Source organism: Micromonospora sp. NPDC049523, from assembly GCF_040676775.1.
Classification (GTDB): domain Bacteria; phylum Actinomycetota; class Actinomycetes; order Mycobacteriales; family Micromonosporaceae; genus Micromonospora_G.
Genome location: NZ_JBFAPP010000004.1, coordinates 140,697 through 158,289, shown reverse-complemented (window position 1 = coordinate 158,289; position 17,593 = coordinate 140,697). Strand labels below are relative to the sequence as shown.

Here is a 17,593-nt window from a genome sequence, read left to right as displayed (position 1 = left end):
GTACCCGCTCCAGACGCAACGATCGACGGTACGACGCAAGTTCCACCGGTGGTTTCCGCCGGGTCCTGCCGCATAGCGTTGGGAATCGCGCCAGCCCGTGAGCCGACCTTGGCCGGGCGCGCCCGACCACTGGGAGCAGGGCATGACGCTGGATGCCACCCGCCGCCACTATCTGATGTGTCGGCCCACATATTTTGCCGTCGAGTACGCGATCAACCCGTGGATGGACCCGAGCGCTCCGGTCGACCCGGCGCTCGCCATGGCGCAGTGGGAGACGCTGCGCCGTACGTTCCTCGATCTCGGGCACACGGTCGAGGAGATCGAGCCGGTGCCCGGCCTGCCCGACATGGTCTTCGCCGCGAACGGCGCGACCGTGGTGGACGGTGAGGTTCTCGCCGTCCAGTTCCGTGACCCGCAGCGGGCCGACGAGGCGCCGGCGTACCGGTCGTGGTTCGAGCGGGCCGGGTATCCGGTGCACGAGGCCAAGTACGTCAACGAGGGCGAGGGCGACATCCTGCTCGTCGGCGGGATGCTGCTGGCCGGCACGGGGTTCCGTACGGCGCATGCCGCGCACGCCCAGTTGCAGGAGGTCTTCGGCCGGCCGGTGGTGACGTTGCAACTGGTCGACCCGCGCTTCTACCACCTGGACACCGCGCTCTGCGTACTCGACGACCGGACCGTGGCGTACCTGCCGGAGGCGTTCTCGCCGGGGAGTCAGGCCGTACTGCGCCGGCTCTTCCCGGACGCGGTCCTGGCCGACATCGCGGACGCCGAGGTGTTCGGGCTGAACGCGGTCAGCGACGGCCTCAATGTCGTGCTTCCCGCCCAGGCCACCGGCCTGGCAACTAAGCTGCGCGAGCGCGGATACAACACAATTGGTGTTGATTTGTCCGAGCTGCTCAAGGCAGGTGGCGGGCCGAAGTGCTGCACGCTGGTGCTGCGGGAACGAGAGGCAAGCAAGTGATCGTGGACGACATGCTGCTGACCCCCGAGGCGGTACGCGACGCGGAACGCTGGACCGCGCACAACTACCACCCGCTGCCGGTCGTGATCTCCTCCGCCGAAGGCGCCTGGGTGACCGACATCGACGGCAGGCGCTACCTCGACTGCCTGGCCGGCTACTCGGCGCTCAATTTCGGCCACCGCCACCCCAGGCTGATCGCCACCGCGCACGAACAACTCGACCGGCTCACCCTGACCAGCCGTGCCTTCGTCCACGACCAGTTCGCCACCTTCTGCCATGAACTGGCCGACCTCTGCGGCACCGAACTCGTCCTGCCGATGAACACCGGCGCCGAGGCGGTCGAGACCGCGATCAAGGTCGCCCGCAAGTGGGGCTACCAGGTCAAGGGCGTACCGGCGGGCAAGGCCACCATCGTGGTCGCCGACGGCAACTTCCACGGCCGGACCACCACCATCATCAGCTTCTCCACCGACCCGGACGCCCGCAACGACTTCGGGCCGTACACCCCCGGGTTCAAGATCGTGCCGTACGGGGACCTGACCGCGCTCGCCGAGGCGATCGACGAGAACACCGTCGCCGTACTGCTCGAACCGATCCAGGGCGAGCAGGGTGTGGTCGTACCGCCGGCCGGCTACCTGCCCGGCGTACGGCAGCTCTGCACCGAGCAGAACGTGCTCTTCCTCGCCGACGAAATCCAGTCCGGGCTGGGCCGCACCGGCACCACGTTCGCCCTCGACCACGAGGGTGTCCGGCCGGACATGTACCTGCTCGGCAAGGCGCTCGGTGGCGGCATCGTGCCGGTTTCCGCGGTCGCCGCGGACAAGTCCGTACTCGGCGTACTGCGCCCGGGTGAGCACGGTTCGACCTTCGGCGGGAACCCGCTGGCCTGCGCGGTCGCGACCGAGGTCGTACGCCTGCTCGCCACCGGCGAGTTCCAGCGCCGTTCGGCCGAGCTGGGCGCCCGGCTGCACGCCTCCCTGAACGGGCTGATCGGCGAGGGCCTGGTCGCCGTACGCGGTCGCGGGCTGTGGGCCGGCATCGACATCGACCCGTCCCTGATGACCGGCCGGCAGGCGTGCGAGCGGTTGGCCGAGCGCGGCGTCCTGGCCAAGGACACCCACGGCTCCACCCTCCGCCTGGCCCCGCCCCTGGTGGTCGAACCCGAGGAACTCGATTTCGCCGTCACCCAACTCCGCGAAATCCTCTCCTGACCCACCCCGCCACCCACGCCTCGCGAGGCGCCCAAGCCTCCCGACGCGCCTCGTGTAGAGAAAGAGGGGTCATCCGTACCCGGATGACCCCTCTTTCTCTACACGAGGGAGAACGCGTGGGTCAGGGGCGTTCGATGACGCGCATGGCCATGGTGGGGGCCTCGGCCATGACCGAGGTCGGGTTGATGACGCCGCCGGAGGTCCAGTTGCTGGAGCGGCCGACCTGGACGCCGGGGTAGAGCTCGACGAAGTCGCCGTTGCGCAGCACTCGGTTGGCCTGCTGGGTCAGCGCGATCCGCTCGTCTTCGTCCATCGAACCGCCCGGCCGGATGCCCGAGCCGTTGGTGCTCACGTCGAAGGCGACCAGGTCGCCGCCGCGCAGCTCGAACCGGACGTGGCTCCGGCTGATCCAGCGCCGGGCCTCCTCGCTCAACCACTGGCCGAGCATGATCCCGCCGCTCTCCTCCGGTGCCCGCCCGACCACGACCGGTCGGTCGGCGGAGACCACGAACCGGCGACGTACCTGGCCACCGACCCGGACCGACAGCACGTCGGTGTCCGGCCGGGGGCCGGCGTCGGTGAGTCGCCGATCGTGCCGGGGGCAACTCGGGGCGCCGGAGCGCAGCGTGGGCGGCGGCTGTCCGCCCGGCTCGCGGTCGGAGCGGGCCAGGTCGGCGAAGGATCCGCCGCCACCGCCACCGTCGCCGAACAACACGCAGCCGGGCTCGGGGCAGCGCCAGAGCCGAGCCAGCAGCTTCGCCCCGGTCGGGGACGGACCGGGTGAGGTCCAGACCGCGTTGCCACCGGACTGCGGCACCAGGGTCGGCCCGTTGGCGCTGGTCACCGGGGCGAGCAGGCGGCCAGGCTGCGAGTTCAGCCACGGGTAGCGACCGAGCATGCCGTCGAACCGCATCCGGCTGAGCACCGGCAGGCCCAGCAGGTCGGCCAGTTCCAGCATCCGCTCCACCGGATTGGGCAGCACCTCGACCAGTCCGTCGTCGGCCCAGCGGCGGACCACCATCCGCTCGTTCGAGGTCAGGTCGGCGTCCGAGAGCAGCGCCCGGTGGACCACCGGGTAGACCGGAACGCTGTCCTCCTCCAGCTGCCGGCTCAGCGCGTCGATGACGATGCCGAGCCGCAGCATGCTGGCCGGACGCCCACCGTCGAAGTCGGTGTAGCGGACCACCTCGGCCAGGTCGAGTACGGCCCGAGCGAGCGACGGATCGGTGCAGACCCGGCCCTCGATCGCGTCGAGGACCTTGCTGATCTCGAATCTCACGCCGTTCCCCCGAGGATCTGGTCAATACGTTGAGCGAGCTGGATGTCGCGGCGGGTCACCCCACCGACCGAGTGGGTGGCACACCGGAAGGTCACGGTGCGCCACCTGATGTCGATGTCGGGATGGTGGTCGAGTTCCTCGGCCACCGCCGCCACCCGGTCCACCACACCGATCGCCTCGGGGAAACTACCCAGCTCGACGGTGCGGGTTATCACCGCCGGGTGGCCGGACCAGCCGTCCAACTTCTCCAGCTCACCGCGCACCGCGTCGGCGTCCAGCACCTCTGCCATGAGGCAGACCTTACCGTCGTCGTTCCCGACCGGGGAGGGCAACCGTGGCCGGCCCACCCACCGGGTGCCGGCGGGTCATCGACCGGCACGCAGCTCGGCGCCCACGCTGTGTAGGTGCCGCAGTGCCTGCGCGTACGAGTCGACGAGTCCGGTCTCCTCGTACGGGATGCCCTGCTCCGCGCAGTACGCCTTGACGATCGGCTGCGCCTTGCGCAGGTTGGAGCGCGCCATGCTCGGGAAGAGGTGGTGCTCGATCTGGTAGTTCAGACCGCCGAGCGTGAAGTCGACCACCCGGCTGCCCCGTACGTTGCGCGAGGTGAGCACCTGCTTGCGCAGGAAGTCCAGGTCGTCCTCGGCGGTCAGCATCGGCATGCCCTTGTGGTTGGGCGCGAACGAGCAGCCCATGTAGACCCCCCACAACCCCTGGTGTACGGCGATGAAGACCAACGCCTTCACCGGCGACATGACGGTGAACAGGACCCCGAAGTACGCGGCCACGTGCACCACCAGCAGCACCGCCTCGATCGCCCGGTACCGCATCGGCGAGCGGAACAGCCCCTTGAAGCTGTCGACGTGCAGGCTCAGCCCTTCCAGCGTCAGCATCGGGAAGAACAGGTACGCCTGACGCTGGGCGAGCCAGCGGCTGAAGCCCTTGGTTTCCCGTGCCTGTTCGTCGGTCCAGACCAGGGCGCCCGCGCCGACGTCGGGGTCGTGGTCCTCGTGGTTGGGGTTGGCGTGGTGCCGGTTGTGCTTGTCGATCCACCAGCCGTAGCTGATGCCGGTGGCCAGGTTCGCGGCGAGCAGACCGGCGACCTGGCTGGCCTGGCGGCTGCGGAACATCTGCCGGTGTCCGGCGTCGTGGCCGAGGAAGGCAACCTGGGTGGTGGCGATCGCGAGTCCGACCGCCACCAGCAGTTGCCACCACGAGTCGCCGACGAGGAACACCGCAACCCAACCGGCGACGAACAAACCGGCGGTGATCGCGATCTTCGCTGCGTACCAGCCTGGACGGCGCTCCAGCAGACCTGCCTGGTTGATCCGTCGAGATAACTTTGCGTAGTCACTGCCCCGGCGAAGAGCAGGCTCAACCACCGCGCCGACCGTCATCACTTCTCCTAGGAGCTGGGATTTTATGACGCGCCGGGCGAGACGCGCTTATTCAAGTGTCATGGCTAAGCTTGCGCTGAGTAACCCTGGAAACCCCCTAATGCGGGGTAGGGCCAGCACTACCTAGCTCATCCGGCCGACGGCGGCGCGCCATCGGGCGAGGTCGCGGCGACGGCGCTCGTAGGTGATCGCCAGTCCGATCAGGGCAAGACCGCCGAGGGCGAGGAAAATCCAGCGGGGCAACCGGTCCCAGGCGCCGACCACCTCGTACAGCGCGGCGATGGCCAGGGTGGCGCCGCCGAGCACCGCCGGTGCCTGCCGTCGCCAGTGCGCACCGGCGAGCACCACGACGAGGGCACCGACCCCGAGCAGCAGCCGCCGCCACGGTTGGTCCCCGGCGACCACGATCGAAGCGAGGCTCGGCAGCAGCGCGGCCGTCAGCCCCGGGCCGTACGTCACCCAACTGCTCAACGCGGGCCGGGCCCGCAGCGCTAGCGCACCGACGATCAGCGCGCAGAGGGCCGCTGGCAGGGTGTACGCCTCCAGCAGCGCGACCTGCGCGGAGCTGAGCAGCAGCCAGACCGCGAGCAGTTCACAGCCGACGGCCACGGCGGCGAGGATGGCCCGACGCCGGGCGGGTTCACCGGGGCGCAGGGCGCGCAGGCCCACCGCCACTCCCCAGAGGGTGGCGACGGCGGCCGCGTACCGGATCGCACCGGTGGTGAGCAGCAATCCGACGACGGCGCCCGCGTGCGCGGCCGCCTCGACCGCGACCGACTCGACCGGCCGCCGACCGCGCAGCACGGCACCTCCGGCGAGTGCGGCGGCGGCCACGCCGAGCACCGCGAACGCGGCCAGTCGCAGTGGCAGGTCGGCGGCGCGGGACGCGGCGACCGCGAAGACCAGTCCGGCGCTGATCGCAGCCAGCCAGCCGGCGACCCGTGCCACCGGCGCCCGGCCCCCCGCCGGGTCGCCGGCACCGGCTGCGCCGATCGCCGACCCGGTCAGCACGACCAGGCCCAACGCGACCAGGGTGGTGGCCGAGGTCGGCAGCGCGCCAGCCAGGCCCGCACCGGCAAGCACGACCCCCAGCGGTACGAGCACCAGCCGGCCACCGAGCCCCCCGGCACCACCGAGCCCCGCCGAGCGGCCCGCTGAGTCTGCACCGGTCAGCAGCGCCGCCCGGCGCGTCGGCACGGTGGCTAGGAGCAGGGCGGCGAGACCGCCGAGCAGGGCCACCGCGGGTACGACCGGCCACCGGGCACCCGCCCCGGCGAGTACGACCAGCACCGCCGTCGCGGCCAGTGGCAGCCCGGCCAGGGTCGCCCCGGTGATCGTCCGGTGCCAGCCCCAGCCGGCGAGTGTCGCGGTCACCGCGAGCACCACCAGCGCCGCCGCGGACGCACCGTCGACCGGCCAACCGGTCGGCGCGAGTCCCACTCCGGCGGGCGTCCCGGACCAGATCCGCCCCAGCCAGCCGTACAGGCCGAGCAGCACCGCCCCGATCGCGGGCGCCACCGCGAGGACGGCCGCGAACGCCAGCACCGGCACCCCGAACAGGCTGCCCGAGACCACCCCCACCTCACGCCCGGCCACCTCACGCCCGGCCACCTCACGCCCGGCCACCTCACGCTCGACCACCTCACGCCCGGCCACCTCGTGCGCTGCCGCCCCGCGCCCGGCCACGCCATGCCCCGCCGCCTCGCGCCCGGCCTTGCGTGCGGCGCCGAGCAGTCCGGTGACGTACAGCCCGGCGACCAGCAGCAGCAGTCCCACCGCCGCGTAGAGCCCGACGGGTTCACCGGTCCGGTCGAACAGCGGCGCCAGCCCGGTCACCAGTGCGGTGAGCACGAACGCGGTGTCGGCGTACGGCAGGTGGTGGGGGCGGTGGCGGCGCAGTACGGCCATCACGGCGAGCAGCAGTACGCCGCTGGCGAGTGCCACCCGCGTCTGCCACCACGGCACCACCTCGGCGGCGAACAGTCCCACGGTCACCGTGCCCGGTACCGCGAGCAGCCCGACGCAGAGCCCGATCCCGCCGACCGCCCGCCGTACCCCCGACAGCCGGTCCCCCGCCAGCCGGTCCCCCGACCCGTTTCCGGCGAGTACGGCCATACCCAGCCCGATCACCAGGATCGCGCCGAGTACGGCTGCCGCGCTCACCGGTCGGGCGAGGCCGAGCAGGAACGCGTGCCCGACCAGCACGGTTCCCGTACCGGCTCGGACCAGCAGCGTCGGCGCACCGGGCGCCGGGGCGCGTACGGCGGTGGCCAGCAGGACCGCCGCCACGGTCAGCTCCAGTGCGGCCAGCGCCCACCAGGGCAGCGCCACCGCCGCCGGGATCGCGAGCACCGCGAGCCCGAATCCGAGCACGCCGATCGGTTCCCGGGCCGGTCGGGGCAGCAGCACCGCGAGTGCGACCGCCACCAGCAGCACGGTGACCGACACCTGCCAGTCGAGGATGCTGACCGGACCGGTGCCCGCTCCCCGCCACACCGGCAGTGACCGGGTCGCCGCCTCGTACGCGATCGACAGGGTCATCGCCCCGACCACCTGGGCGAGTACGCCGCCGAGCAGCAGCCCGCCGACGCGGGGGCCACCGCGTACCCCGGCTGGCAGGCGCGGTCCGGTCCGTGCGACCGCGATGGCCAGCCCGGCGACGACCAGGCCGCTGGCGACCAGCAGGAACGATCCGGCCCACTCGGCGACCGGCCGCAGGACCGCACCGGCAAGGCTGATCACGACCACCAGTCCGGCGGCGGCCTGGAAGCCGGCGTTGCGCGCGAGCACCGCGCCTGCCACCAGGACCGCCACCGCGACCAGCAGCGGGCCGCCGGCCAGGGCCGGCATCCCGGGTCCGTCGGCCACCAGCAGCGCGACCAGGCCACAGAGCCCGGCAGCGGCCAGTGCGGCGGCGTACGCCACCCAGCCGAGCACCTGCCGGGCCAGCGCCACCCCTCCGGGCGCCGCCCCGCCAGATCCCCCACCGCCGACACGCACGCCAGCCGCAACCGGTTCACCCGCGGCCGACCCAGCCGCAACCGGTCCACCCGGAGCCGACCCGGCCGCAACCGGTCCACCCGGAGCCGACCCGGCCGCAACCGGTCCACCCGGAGCTGAACCGGCCGCGCCGGCCGCGTCCGGTTGACCCGCTCCCGAACCGGCCGTGCCGGTCGCATCGGGAGCAGCCACGGGCACCGTGCCCCTGGCGGCACGGGTGGTGTGGACGACCGCCAGGTTGAGCGCGGCCAGCGCGGCGAACACCAGCGCCCAGCCGGCGGCGTCGAGCTGCCAGCGCGCGGCCAGCAGCGGCAGCACCGGCTGGGCCAGCACCAGCGCGGTGAACCAGGGCGCCCAGAGCAGGGTGAGCCGCCGGTAGCCGGCCGCCACCGCGGCGCTGGCCCCCCAGACCAGCGCCGCGTAGGAGGTGCCCGGCCAGCCGGCCACCCCGAACAGGTTCACCGACCAGGCGGCGTAACCGTCGAGCGCCACCAGCAGCAGCCCGACCACCGAGAACGTCTCCGCGGTGGCGGTGAGCCCGCGCCGCTTCGTCAGCGGCGGCACGGCCAGCACCAGGCCGGTGATGCCGGCCAGGATCGCCGCCCGCCCGGCCACGCCGACAACCGCCCAGGTGACCGCCATGAAGACGACCGCGGCGGTGCAGAGCAGCAGTCCACCAAGGACGAAGAGCAGATTCTGTACGGCTCGCGTGGACGCCTCGGGGCGTACCGGTGGAACCTGCGGCGCGGCCGTGACCGGGGCAACTCGCGGGACCGGCGCGGCGGCCACCGGGGCGACCGGACGGCCGGCGAACATCGCCGCCCGCACCTGGGAGGCGAGGGCGGCCCGCCGTCGTCGCAGGTCGTCCAGGGCGGCGTTCAGCGCCGTGTACGCCTGCCGGGCCTGTTCGACCCGTCCGGTCAGCGCGACGATCTCGCCGTCGAGCCGGACCACCTCGGCGGCGATCGGATCCGGCCCCCGACCGCAGCGCGGGCAGCCGGTGCTCAGGTTGGCCCCGGCGCCGCACGCGGGGCAGGGATACAGACTCGGCGGAGTGCTCACCCTGGCATGGTGGCCCCGCCGGTCGGCCCCGGCCCAGAGTCCGCGTACTCATCGACGGGCCGACGGTCGGCTTGGGTACTCAGGCCGACGGGTGGGTGCCGGGCGTCAGGTCCGGGTCTGTTCGTGCACCCAGGCGGTGTAGTCCGGGTTTCCGCCCTCGACCCAGTGCACCAGGACCTCCGGCACCTCGTACGGATGCGCGCTGCGCAGGTGCTCGACCAGCGCCTCCACCCGGTCCGGTGCGGTTTTGAACTGCACCGACCATTCCCTGGTGGTTTCCATTCGGGACTGCCACCAATAGGTGCTGTCCATCGGGCCACCGACCTGGGCGCAGGCCGCCAGCCGGCCGGCGACCGCCGCGGCGGCGAGCAGATCCGCCACCGACCGGGCATCCACCACGGTCGTCACGATGCAGAGCTGGTCCACGCCGCGCACCCTACGCGTTGGTGCGGTGGATATCGACCCATTCGTCGATCCGTTTCCACCAGTCGTAGAGCCAGTCGATCCGTTCCTGCTGCCCGGCAGGGATTTCCTCCGGCGGGACCGACCAGAACCGCATCACGATCTTCTTGTCCATCGGCAGTTCGCGCCAGACGTCCGCCACCGTGAGCATCCGATCCAGGCCGGTGTGTGCGACGAAGATGACTCCCGCGTCCGGCGCCGCGTCCAACGCCGCGAGTACGCCACCGGGCTGCGGCGCCAGCACGTGTTGCATCCCCTCCGCGCGTACGGCCATCTTCTCCAGTCCTCGGGCCCGGAGCCGCTCGATGGCCCGGATCCGGCGGCGCGGGGTGAAGTTGCCGCCCTCCGGGAAGATCACGAACGCGTCGTTGCTGTCCAGCCCGACGGCCAGGTGGCCGACCTGTTCGGTGAGCGTCCTGCCCGGTTGCCGGCTGTCTGCGCCGACCACCGGGTCCTGCGCTCGGCCGGGTGCGATGAACCGGTTCGGCAACCGGTTGAGCAGTACGTCGACCGCCGGATCCCACTGCAGGGTCTCCTTCAGCACGATCCGCGGCTCCCGGTCGAACCAGTTGACCAGCGCATGGATCAGGATGAACGAGTCGCCGGGACCGGCGTGCCGGCAGAGCACCAGCTCCGGACGACCGGGCAGTGCGGTGTCGGGGTCGGCGCCGACCACCTCGATGGTCAACCGCAGCGCCCACTGGGCCTGCCAGAAGAGGAAGTCGAGGAACCAGCCGGTCAGCACGTAGTGCGCCCGCTGGAACCGGGGCGAGCGTTTCTTCCAGCCGAAGCCGGAGGCGATCCAGAGGGCGAACAGCGCGATCAGCGCGCTGGCGTCCCAGGCCAGGTAGATGATCGCCATCCAGAGCACCCGCAGCGGGCGCAGGTAGCCCGGCACCAGCGGCGAGGCCGCCGCGGCGAGCAGCAACCAGATCGGCAGCGCGCTGACGAACAGTGCGGCGAGCAGCACCACCGCCGGGCCGAACAGCACCCGTCGCAGCCACCGGGGCGGCAACCGCATCAGACGCCCTCGACGTGCGAGTGCAGGTAACGCCGGGAGGCGGTGTACGCCCGGCTGATCCGCCGCCCGACCGCCGCCATGTCCCGGTACGCCCACGGGGTGTCGTCGCGCGGCTGTGACCCGCCGGTCGGCAGCACGTGCACGTCCACGTCGTCGGGCAGCGCCGCCATCTCGCGGGCGAACCGGTGCCGGCGGGCGATCTCGAACGCGACCTGGGCGATCTCCCAGGGTCTTCGTGGCGGCGACAGCGGCCGTTCGATCCGGCCCACCTGGAGTACGAAGATCTGCTTGGCGCCGCTCTCCACCGCCTCGCCGATCGGGATCGAGTTGACGATCCCGCCGTCGACGAAATGCTCGCCGCCGATCTCGGCCGGTGGCAGCAGGCCCGGTACGGAGGCGGAGGCGAGCACCGCCTCGACCAGCGGCCCGGTGGAGAACCAGTGTTCGGCGGCCCGCTCGATGCTCGCCGCGCAGCAGCGGAACGGCACCTTCAGGTCGGCGAAGGTGGTCCGCTCGCCGAGTTCGGCCTCCAGCAGCCGGCGCAGCGGGCGCGGCGAGTGCAGGTGCGTACGGGCGGCGAACCGGCGAAGCTGCCGGGCGACCGAGTCGCCGTACACCTCGCTGGCCTCGGGGGACGCCCAGAGGCGTACCAGCCGGTCGGTCACCGCCTCGGTCGGGTCGGCGGCGACCAGGGCACCGTTGACCGCGCCGATCGACGTACCGATGACGAGGTCGGGGCGGATGCCGGCGCGGAACAGCGCCCGGAGCATGCCGACCTCGACCGCGCCGAGTACGCCCCCGCCGCCGAGCACAAACGCGACCGGACCTTTGACCATGCCTTTCATCGTGGCACGACCGGTCACGGTCGCACTCGGCGCGCCCGGTCACGACCTCCGGTCGACCGGCTGCTCGGCATGGGAGAGCTGGCCGTCAGTCGGGGTAGATGCCGCCGTCGAGGGTGATCACCTTGTTGGTCAGGTACGAGTTGGTCAGCATCGCCAGCACCATCGCGGCCACGTCGTCGGCGGAGCCCAGGCGCCCGACCGGCACCGGCATTGCCGGATTGTCCGGGTTGACGGCGGTGAAGCCGGTGCCGGCGATCAGCGCCGGGGCGATGGTGTTGACGGTGACGCCGTTGCCGGCGACCCGGCCGGCGAGGTGGTGCATCAGTCCGTGCAGGCCCGCCTTGCTGGCCGCGTAGTGCGGGCCGATGACCCCGCCGTTGAGCGCCGCGATCGACGACAGGAAGAGGATCCGACCGAACCCTCGGCTGATCATGTCCGGGAGTACGGCACGGGTCATCAGCCACGGGGCCCGCAGGTTGACCGCCATCGTCTCGTCCCACAGGTCCGGTTCCACCTGGTCCCAGGAGAGCTGCTGGCCGACTCCGGCGTTCGCCACCAGCACGTCGACGCTGCCGAGTTCGGCTCGGGTGGCCTCGACCGTGGCCGCCGCCACCTCCGGCTGGCGCAGGTCGGCGGGGAGCACGAGTGCCCGCTGTCCCAGGGCTCGGATCTGGTCGGCGATCCCCTCGGCCGGAGCCCGGTGACCGGCGTAGGTCAGGGCGACGTCCGCGCCGGCAGCGGCCAGGCTGAGCGAGATCGCCCCACCGATCCCGCCGGAACCGCCGGTGACCAGCGCGCACCGACCGTACAGATCCTCGCCCTCAGCCACGTTGCCGCCCTTCGCCACCTGGGGTGGTGCACCGAATCAGGACAAACCTAACTCGGCGGCGGTCCGGGCACGCCGGTTTCGGCTGCGCCCGCCGCCGCGGGTGCGATCGGACCGGCGCGGGGTCGATCAGGCGGACTGCTGTTCGGCGGCGGTGGTAGTGGAACCGCTGCCGATGCGGGGGAACGGCTCGGTGGAGAAGACAACCTCCACCGGCACCTCGAAGTACGCCGCGATCCGCAACGCCAGGTGCAGGCTGGGCCGGAACTCGCCCCGCTCCAGATAACCCACCGTCTGGTAGTGCACGCCGAGCGCCTCGGCGAGCTGTCGGCGGGAGATCCCCCGCTCCACCCGGAGCACCGCGATCCGGTCGTAGATCACTTCGTTCATGGTGTTCCCCCGCTCACGGGTTGACCCGCTGCAGGGCCTTCTCCCGGCGGGCGGCGACCCGCGACCCGGACTCGCGGCGGGCCATCCGGCGCAGCACGATCGGCGCGGCGACCAGGCCGACCACGGCCCACGCGCCGAGTACGCCGAACGTCTCCAGGTGCCGCCACGATTGTCCGATCTCGACTACCGACAGGTTGTCCGGGAGCAGTGCCGAGCGCATCCCCAACCCGAGCCAGTAGATCGGAAACACCTGCGCTGTCCCCTGCAACCAGGCCGGGAAGTTGGTGATCGGATAGAAGATACCGGAGGTGGCGACGAGTCCCATGATCGGCAACATGATCAGACCCATGTTGCGCGGGTTGTCGAACAGCGAGCCGAGGATCGCGCCGATCGGCATGGTGGCGACCAGCCCGAGCAGCAGCACCCAGGCCAGCATCGTCCAGCCGCTCAGGCTGTTCACCGCCAGCCCGTCGAGCAGGAACAGCCCGGGTACGAGTTGGAGGGTGAGGCTGACCAGCGTGATGCCGGAGATCAGCACGATCTTGCCGATCAGGTAGCCCAGCATCCCGTTCGGGACCGCCTTGGCCCGTAGCAGGGTGCCGTCCTCCCGTTCGACGATGAGCTGCTGGGCCAGGTTCACCAGCCCGCCGAAGGCGATGCCCATGCCGAGCGCGCTCGGTAGCGTCCGCGACCCCAGTGAGAAGTCCGTGCCCGGCACGGTGGCGCTGCGCGTGAAGACCATCACCACCAGCAGGATGATCGTTGGGAAGAGGTAGGTCCACAGATCCTGCGGGGTGGTGAAGGTCTGGCGCAGTTCGATCCAGCCCCGGGCCAGGCCGGACCGGGCCGCGGTGAGCATCGACGTCATCGGACTACCTCCTCGAAGGTCTGTGCCGCGGCGTCGGCCCGACCCGACTCGGCCTCCCGCACCATGGCCATGTACGTGTCCTCCAGGCTGGCCCGGCGTACCTCCAGGTCGGCGATGGTCTCGCCGTGCTGCTGGAACAGTTCGCGGACGAACCGGGTGGCGTCGGTGCTGCTGTGCACGAACCGTCCGTTGCCCTGGCTCCAGCGCACCTCGGCCTCGGTCGACATCCGTCGGGACAGTTCGTCGGCCGAACCGTCGGCGATGATCCGCCCACCGGCCAGGATCAGGATCCGGTCGGCCAGTTTCTCCGCCTCGTCCAGGTCGTGAGTGGTCAGCAGGATGGTGGTCTCGTCGATGTCGGAGAGCCGGTGTACGAGGTCGTGGAACTCACGCCGGGCAGCCGGGTCGAACCCCACCGTAGGCTCGTCGAGGAAGAGCAATTCGGGGCGGCCGACGATGCCGATCGCTACGTCGAGCCGGCGGCGTTGCCCACCAGAGAGCCGGTTGACCCGCTTGCGGGCGTGCTCGGTCAGACCGACGGCGTCGACCAGTTCGTCGATGTCCCAGGGGCGACGCAGCCTGGGCGTGGAGTAGGGGACGTAGTAGGAGCCGAGGTGGGCGAGGAGTTCGCGTACCTGCCATTTGCCGTGGTCACGCCAGGATTGCAGGACCACGCCGAGCCGTGCCCGCCACCGCTCGTCGCCGCGTCCGGGATCCACTCCGAGTACGGAGACGTCTCCAGCGGAACGCATCCGGAAGCCTTCGAGGATCTCGATGGTGGTGGTCTTGCCGGCCCCGTTGGGCCCCAGCAGCGCCAGCACCTCGCCCCGCTGCGCGGTGAACGTGACCCCGTCGAGCACGTCGGTGGTGCCGTATCGCATGCGCAGGTCGCGTACGTCGAGCACGGTCGAATCGTCGGTCCGGCCGGGTGCATCGGTGGGTACGCCCAGTTCCCGCAGCGTTGTCACAGACCTTCACCTCCCCGTCTAACTGGTCCGGCAGACCATAGCAGGTGTACTACATCTCGTGGCATCCTCTTGTCGGGTAACTGAATTTCTTGCGCCCGCCCGCGCTTCGGTAACATGAGCCGCCCGCACTGACCACCGCGAGTGCTTCGGCCGACGTGTCGGGACCGGACCGGCCGGACCAATCGCGCAACGCCCCTTCGGGGCAGTCCCGAACCCGGTGGCTGAGGAGACCAGCAAGTGCCCCTATCGTCCGGCTCTGACTCCTTCACCCGGCTCCGGCGCACGATCTTCCGTGCGCCCGGTCCACTGCGCTGGGTCGCCATCGGCACGCTGATCGGGCTGGTGGGCATCATCGTGCTGGTCACGGTCGTGGTCGGTAACGGGCTCGGCAGCGTACCCGTGGTGGACGCCCGTCCCCCGGGCAGCGACGGCGGCAACCGGGGCATCGCGGCGGCACCACTCGGCGTGGCCCCGAGTCCGGGCACCGCACCGACGCCGGTCCCGGACACCTACGTACCGCTGGTCGTGACCGCCGGAAAGGTCTGCCCGGAGGTGCCGGCGGCCCGGATCGCGGCGCAGCTCATGGCTGCCTCCGGCTTCGACCCGGACGTGCTCGGCGAGGACGGCGCCGAAGGCGTGGCGCAGTTCCGGCCCGAGCTGTGGCGGGTGTACACGCCGTCGCCCACCGCCTCACCGGCCGACCCCAACCAGGCCGTGCCCGCGCTGGGCCGGGCCATGTGCGCCCTGGTCGACGACTTCGAGCAGCTCGACGGGGACGCGTACCCGATCGCGCTGGCCGCGTTCCAATGGGGAACGGAGGCGGTACGCAAGGCCGGCGGGGTACCGGACGCCCCGACCCTGCGTACGTTCGCCGAGATGGTGTCGGACTACACCGCGTACTACGAGCAGGACCCGAGGCTGGACCCGAGGACGGCCACCCCGACCCGGCGGGCTCCCTCGTCGACGAACCCGAACTCGAACTCCAACCCCAGCCCGACCCCCGGCCGTACGCCGACCGCCGTCCCGACCGCGCCCGCCTCGAACTCCACGAACGCCTCACCCGCGCGGACCTCCGCCGCACCGTCACCTACTCCGGTGTGGCAGGAGCGGGTGGTCCGGGCCACCACCGTGCTGCGACGGGGCCAGGCGTGGACCTCGAACCGGCTGCGTCTCACCCTGGCCGACAACGGTGACGTCACGCTCCAGGACCAGGGACAGACGGTCTGGCGGACGAATACCGGCGGCCGGGGCGGCGAACTCCTGGTCTTCCAGGGCGACGGGAACCTGGTCCTCTACTCCCGTAGCGGCTCGACGGTGTGGAGCACGCGTACGTCCGGCCACAACGGTGCGACGCTCGTCCTGCGGGCCGACGGCAACGTCGTCATCCTGTCGAACGGCCGCACACTCTGGCAGACCGGCACCGCGAAATGACCCGCCGGAGAGCACGAAGATAGGGGTACGACCAGGGGTTGGCGGCAAATGCCGGGTCGGGCCATTGATCGTTGACATAATGGTTACATTCGCGCAACCTGATACGACCCCCTCCCCAGGCAGGTGCTGCGAACGATGGCTGCGATGTACGCGGGCGGCCTGCTCGCCCGCAGGTACCGTCTCATCGACCGAATTGGTGCCGGGGGCATGTCGGTCATCTGGCGTGCCCGCGACGAGGTGCTGGACCGGGTGATCGCGATCAAGGTGCTCTCCGCGTCCCTGGCCGCCGACGCCAAGTTCCGCGACATGGTACGCGAGGAGGCCCGCGCCGCCGCCCAGCTCGTCCACCCGCACGTCACTGCCGTGCACGACTACGGCGAGGAGATCGCCCCGGACGGTACGGTCACCGCCTTCGTGGTGATGGAACTGCTGACCGGCGAGGAGTTGGAGACCCGGCTGCTCGACGGGCCGCTGCCCTGGGCCGAGGCGGTGGAGATCTGCGCCCAGGTCGCGGAGGCGCTGGCCGCCGCGCACGAACTCGGCATCGTCCACCGGGACATCACGCCGTCCAACATCATGATGACCTCGGTCGGCGCGAAGGTGCTCGACTTCGGCATCGCCACCCACATCGGAGCGCCGGACGAGGACGAGGACGGCGAGACGTTCGGCACGCCCGCGTACGTGGCGCCGGAACGGCTCGACGGCACCCCGGCGCAACCCGCCACCGACACGTACTCGCTGGGCGTGCTGCTCTACGAGACGCTCACCGGACGGGTGCCCTATCCGGCCGAAACCTGGGACGACCTGACCGAGGCGCTGCGCACCGGCAGCCCGGTGCCGCCGCTGACCGGCGTACCCGATCTGCCGCCGAGGGTGGCGGACGCCTGCCTGCGGTGCCTGGCCCGCGCCCCGGCGGACCGGCCGACCGCGTACGAGGTCGGCAAACTGCTCCGGGACGAGTTGCTGGCCGCCGAAACACCGAAAGCGCCGACCATCCGGCCGGCGACCATCACCCTGCCCCCACTCGCACCGGCCGCGGTGGCACAGGCCCGGGAAAGGGCAACTGCCGGCGTACGGGTGCTGCCGCCGCGCCCCGACCACAGTGAGCCGCTGCCCCCGGAGAGCCCCGTCGTGACGCCGCGGGCCTTCTCCCCCGGCACCGGGATACCCGCTGACCAGCCCGGCCGGTACGGCGGGCGACCTCGGATCGGGACCATCGGCCTCGCCTTCGGCGCGGTCGCCTTGCTCGGCCTGGCCGTCCTCGTCGGCGTCTTCCTCAACGACTCGCCCCCGGCCAGGGAGGTCGGCCTGCCCACCGCACCAACCCCGACCAGCTCGGAGTTCCGGTCGTCGGCCGCCGCACCGCCACCGGCTGGCACCCCGTCGGCCGGTTCGGGTACGAGCGCGCCGGGCCTCGTCGCCGCACCCACGTTCAGCGAGGCGGTAGACCAGTTCGACCAGCTCGTCGGTCAAGGTCTGGCCGATGGCGCGATCCGCGAGGACGTCGGGCTCGACCTGCGCAACCAGTTGCGCAATCTGGAGGCGTCGATGATCGACGGACCGGTCGAGCTGGCGGGGCCGGTCGACCGGATACGCCGAGCCGTCACCCTTCGGGTACGCGAAGGCAGCATCACGGTCGACTACGCGGAGCAACTCGACGCCGCCCTGACCCGCCTCGCCGCCGCCGCAGGCTGAGCAAACGCCAGGTGGGGGCACCCCTCAAGGGCACCCCCACCTGCTTTCCCTACCCCCTTGGGCGGGCACGGGCTTCACCGCGAGCGTTGCCGGCGCTCCGGTTGCCGTGCCCTGTTGGCGTCGACCGACAGGGGGCGGGGTGTCTCGATGCCGCTATCTCAGAAGGCTCCCGAC

Annotated in this window: 15 protein-coding genes; 4 read left to right on the top strand and 11 right to left on the bottom strand. The window is 71.6% G+C overall.

The genetic code is table 11. From position 1 onward, the window contains the following. Positions 1-142: 142 nt before the first annotated feature. Both ddaH and rocD read left to right on the top strand, forming a co-directional pair. Positions 143-964: a dimethylargininase gene (ddaH, locus tag AB0J90_RS07485; RefSeq protein WP_363593190.1), complete on the top strand. Its 822-nt coding sequence runs from the start codon at positions 143-145 to the stop codon at positions 962-964. Continuing rightward, complete coding sequence (gene rocD, locus AB0J90_RS07480; RefSeq protein ID WP_363593661.1) at positions 964-2,175, top strand: ornithine--oxo-acid transaminase; 1,212 nt, start codon at positions 964-966, stop codon at positions 2,173-2,175. Before ddaH ends, rocD begins: the two co-directional genes overlap by 1 nt. A 121-nt stretch (positions 2,176-2,296) precedes the next feature. On the opposite strand, the gene AB0J90_RS07475 is transcribed toward rocD, so the two are convergent. From AB0J90_RS07475 to AB0J90_RS07425, 11 genes are all read right to left on the bottom strand, one after another. After that, the gene (locus AB0J90_RS07475; protein WP_363593188.1) at positions 2,297-3,454 is read right to left on the bottom strand and encodes an FHA domain-containing protein; all 1,158 of its coding nucleotides are present in this window, start codon (positions 3,452-3,454) and stop codon (positions 2,297-2,299) included. Further along, positions 3,451-3,744 (bottom strand): 4a-hydroxytetrahydrobiopterin dehydratase, encoded by a 294-nt coding sequence (locus AB0J90_RS07470; RefSeq protein WP_363593186.1) that lies wholly within the window; start codon positions 3,742-3,744, stop codon positions 3,451-3,453. Before AB0J90_RS07470 ends, AB0J90_RS07475 begins: the two co-directional genes overlap by 4 nt. Before the next feature lie 75 nt (positions 3,745-3,819). After that, positions 3,820-4,851: an acyl-CoA desaturase gene (locus tag AB0J90_RS07465; protein ID WP_363593184.1), complete on the bottom strand. Its 1,032-nt coding sequence runs from the start codon at positions 4,849-4,851 to the stop codon at positions 3,820-3,822. Between the two features lie 123 nt (positions 4,852-4,974). Beyond that, entirely contained in the window at positions 4,975-8,913 is a 3,939-nt protein-coding gene (locus AB0J90_RS07460) for a hypothetical protein (RefSeq protein WP_363593182.1), read from the bottom strand. 105 nt (positions 8,914-9,018) lie between these two features. Then, positions 9,019-9,339 (bottom strand): divalent-cation tolerance protein CutA, encoded by a 321-nt coding sequence (gene cutA, locus AB0J90_RS07455; protein ID WP_326562763.1) that lies wholly within the window; start codon positions 9,337-9,339, stop codon positions 9,019-9,021. A gap of 10 nt (positions 9,340-9,349) precedes the next feature. Then, complete coding sequence (locus tag AB0J90_RS07450; protein ID WP_363593180.1) at positions 9,350-10,396, bottom strand: 1-acyl-sn-glycerol-3-phosphate acyltransferase; 1,047 nt, start codon at positions 10,394-10,396, stop codon at positions 9,350-9,352. Beyond that, positions 10,396-11,232 (bottom strand): patatin-like phospholipase family protein, encoded by an 837-nt coding sequence (locus AB0J90_RS07445; RefSeq protein WP_363593178.1) that lies wholly within the window; start codon positions 11,230-11,232, stop codon positions 10,396-10,398. Before AB0J90_RS07445 ends, AB0J90_RS07450 begins: the two co-directional genes overlap by 1 nt. A 94-nt stretch (positions 11,233-11,326) precedes the next feature. Beyond that, positions 11,327-12,070, bottom strand: coding sequence for an SDR family NAD(P)-dependent oxidoreductase (locus AB0J90_RS07440; RefSeq protein ID WP_363593176.1), 744 nt, complete (start codon positions 12,068-12,070; stop codon positions 11,327-11,329). A gap of 126 nt (positions 12,071-12,196) precedes the next feature. Beyond that, a complete protein-coding gene (locus AB0J90_RS07435) occupies positions 12,197-12,457 on the bottom strand; it encodes a helix-turn-helix transcriptional regulator (RefSeq protein WP_363593174.1) in 261 nt (86 codons plus the stop codon). Between the two features lie 13 nt (positions 12,458-12,470). After that, positions 12,471-13,325 carry an ABC transporter permease gene (locus AB0J90_RS07430; protein ID WP_363593172.1) on the bottom strand — a complete coding sequence of 285 codons (855 nt, stop codon included), beginning with the start codon at positions 13,323-13,325 and terminating at the stop codon, positions 12,471-12,473. Then, positions 13,322-14,206, bottom strand: a complete 885-nt coding sequence (locus tag AB0J90_RS07425) for an ABC transporter ATP-binding protein (protein ID WP_363593659.1) — start codon at positions 14,204-14,206, stop codon at positions 13,322-13,324. Before AB0J90_RS07425 ends, AB0J90_RS07430 begins: the two co-directional genes overlap by 4 nt. Positions 14,207-14,530: 324 nt before the next feature. On the opposite strand from AB0J90_RS07425, the gene AB0J90_RS07420 reads away from it, so the two are divergent. Both AB0J90_RS07420 and AB0J90_RS07415 read left to right on the top strand, forming a co-directional pair. Continuing rightward, positions 14,531-15,724, top strand: a complete 1,194-nt coding sequence (locus tag AB0J90_RS07420) for a hypothetical protein (protein ID WP_363593170.1) — start codon at positions 14,531-14,533, stop codon at positions 15,722-15,724. A gap of 135 nt (positions 15,725-15,859) precedes the next feature. Next, on the top strand, positions 15,860-17,419 hold the full coding sequence (locus AB0J90_RS07415; protein ID WP_363593168.1) for a serine/threonine-protein kinase: 1,560 nt from the start codon (positions 15,860-15,862) through the stop codon (positions 17,417-17,419). Positions 17,420-17,593: the final 174 nt, after the last annotated feature.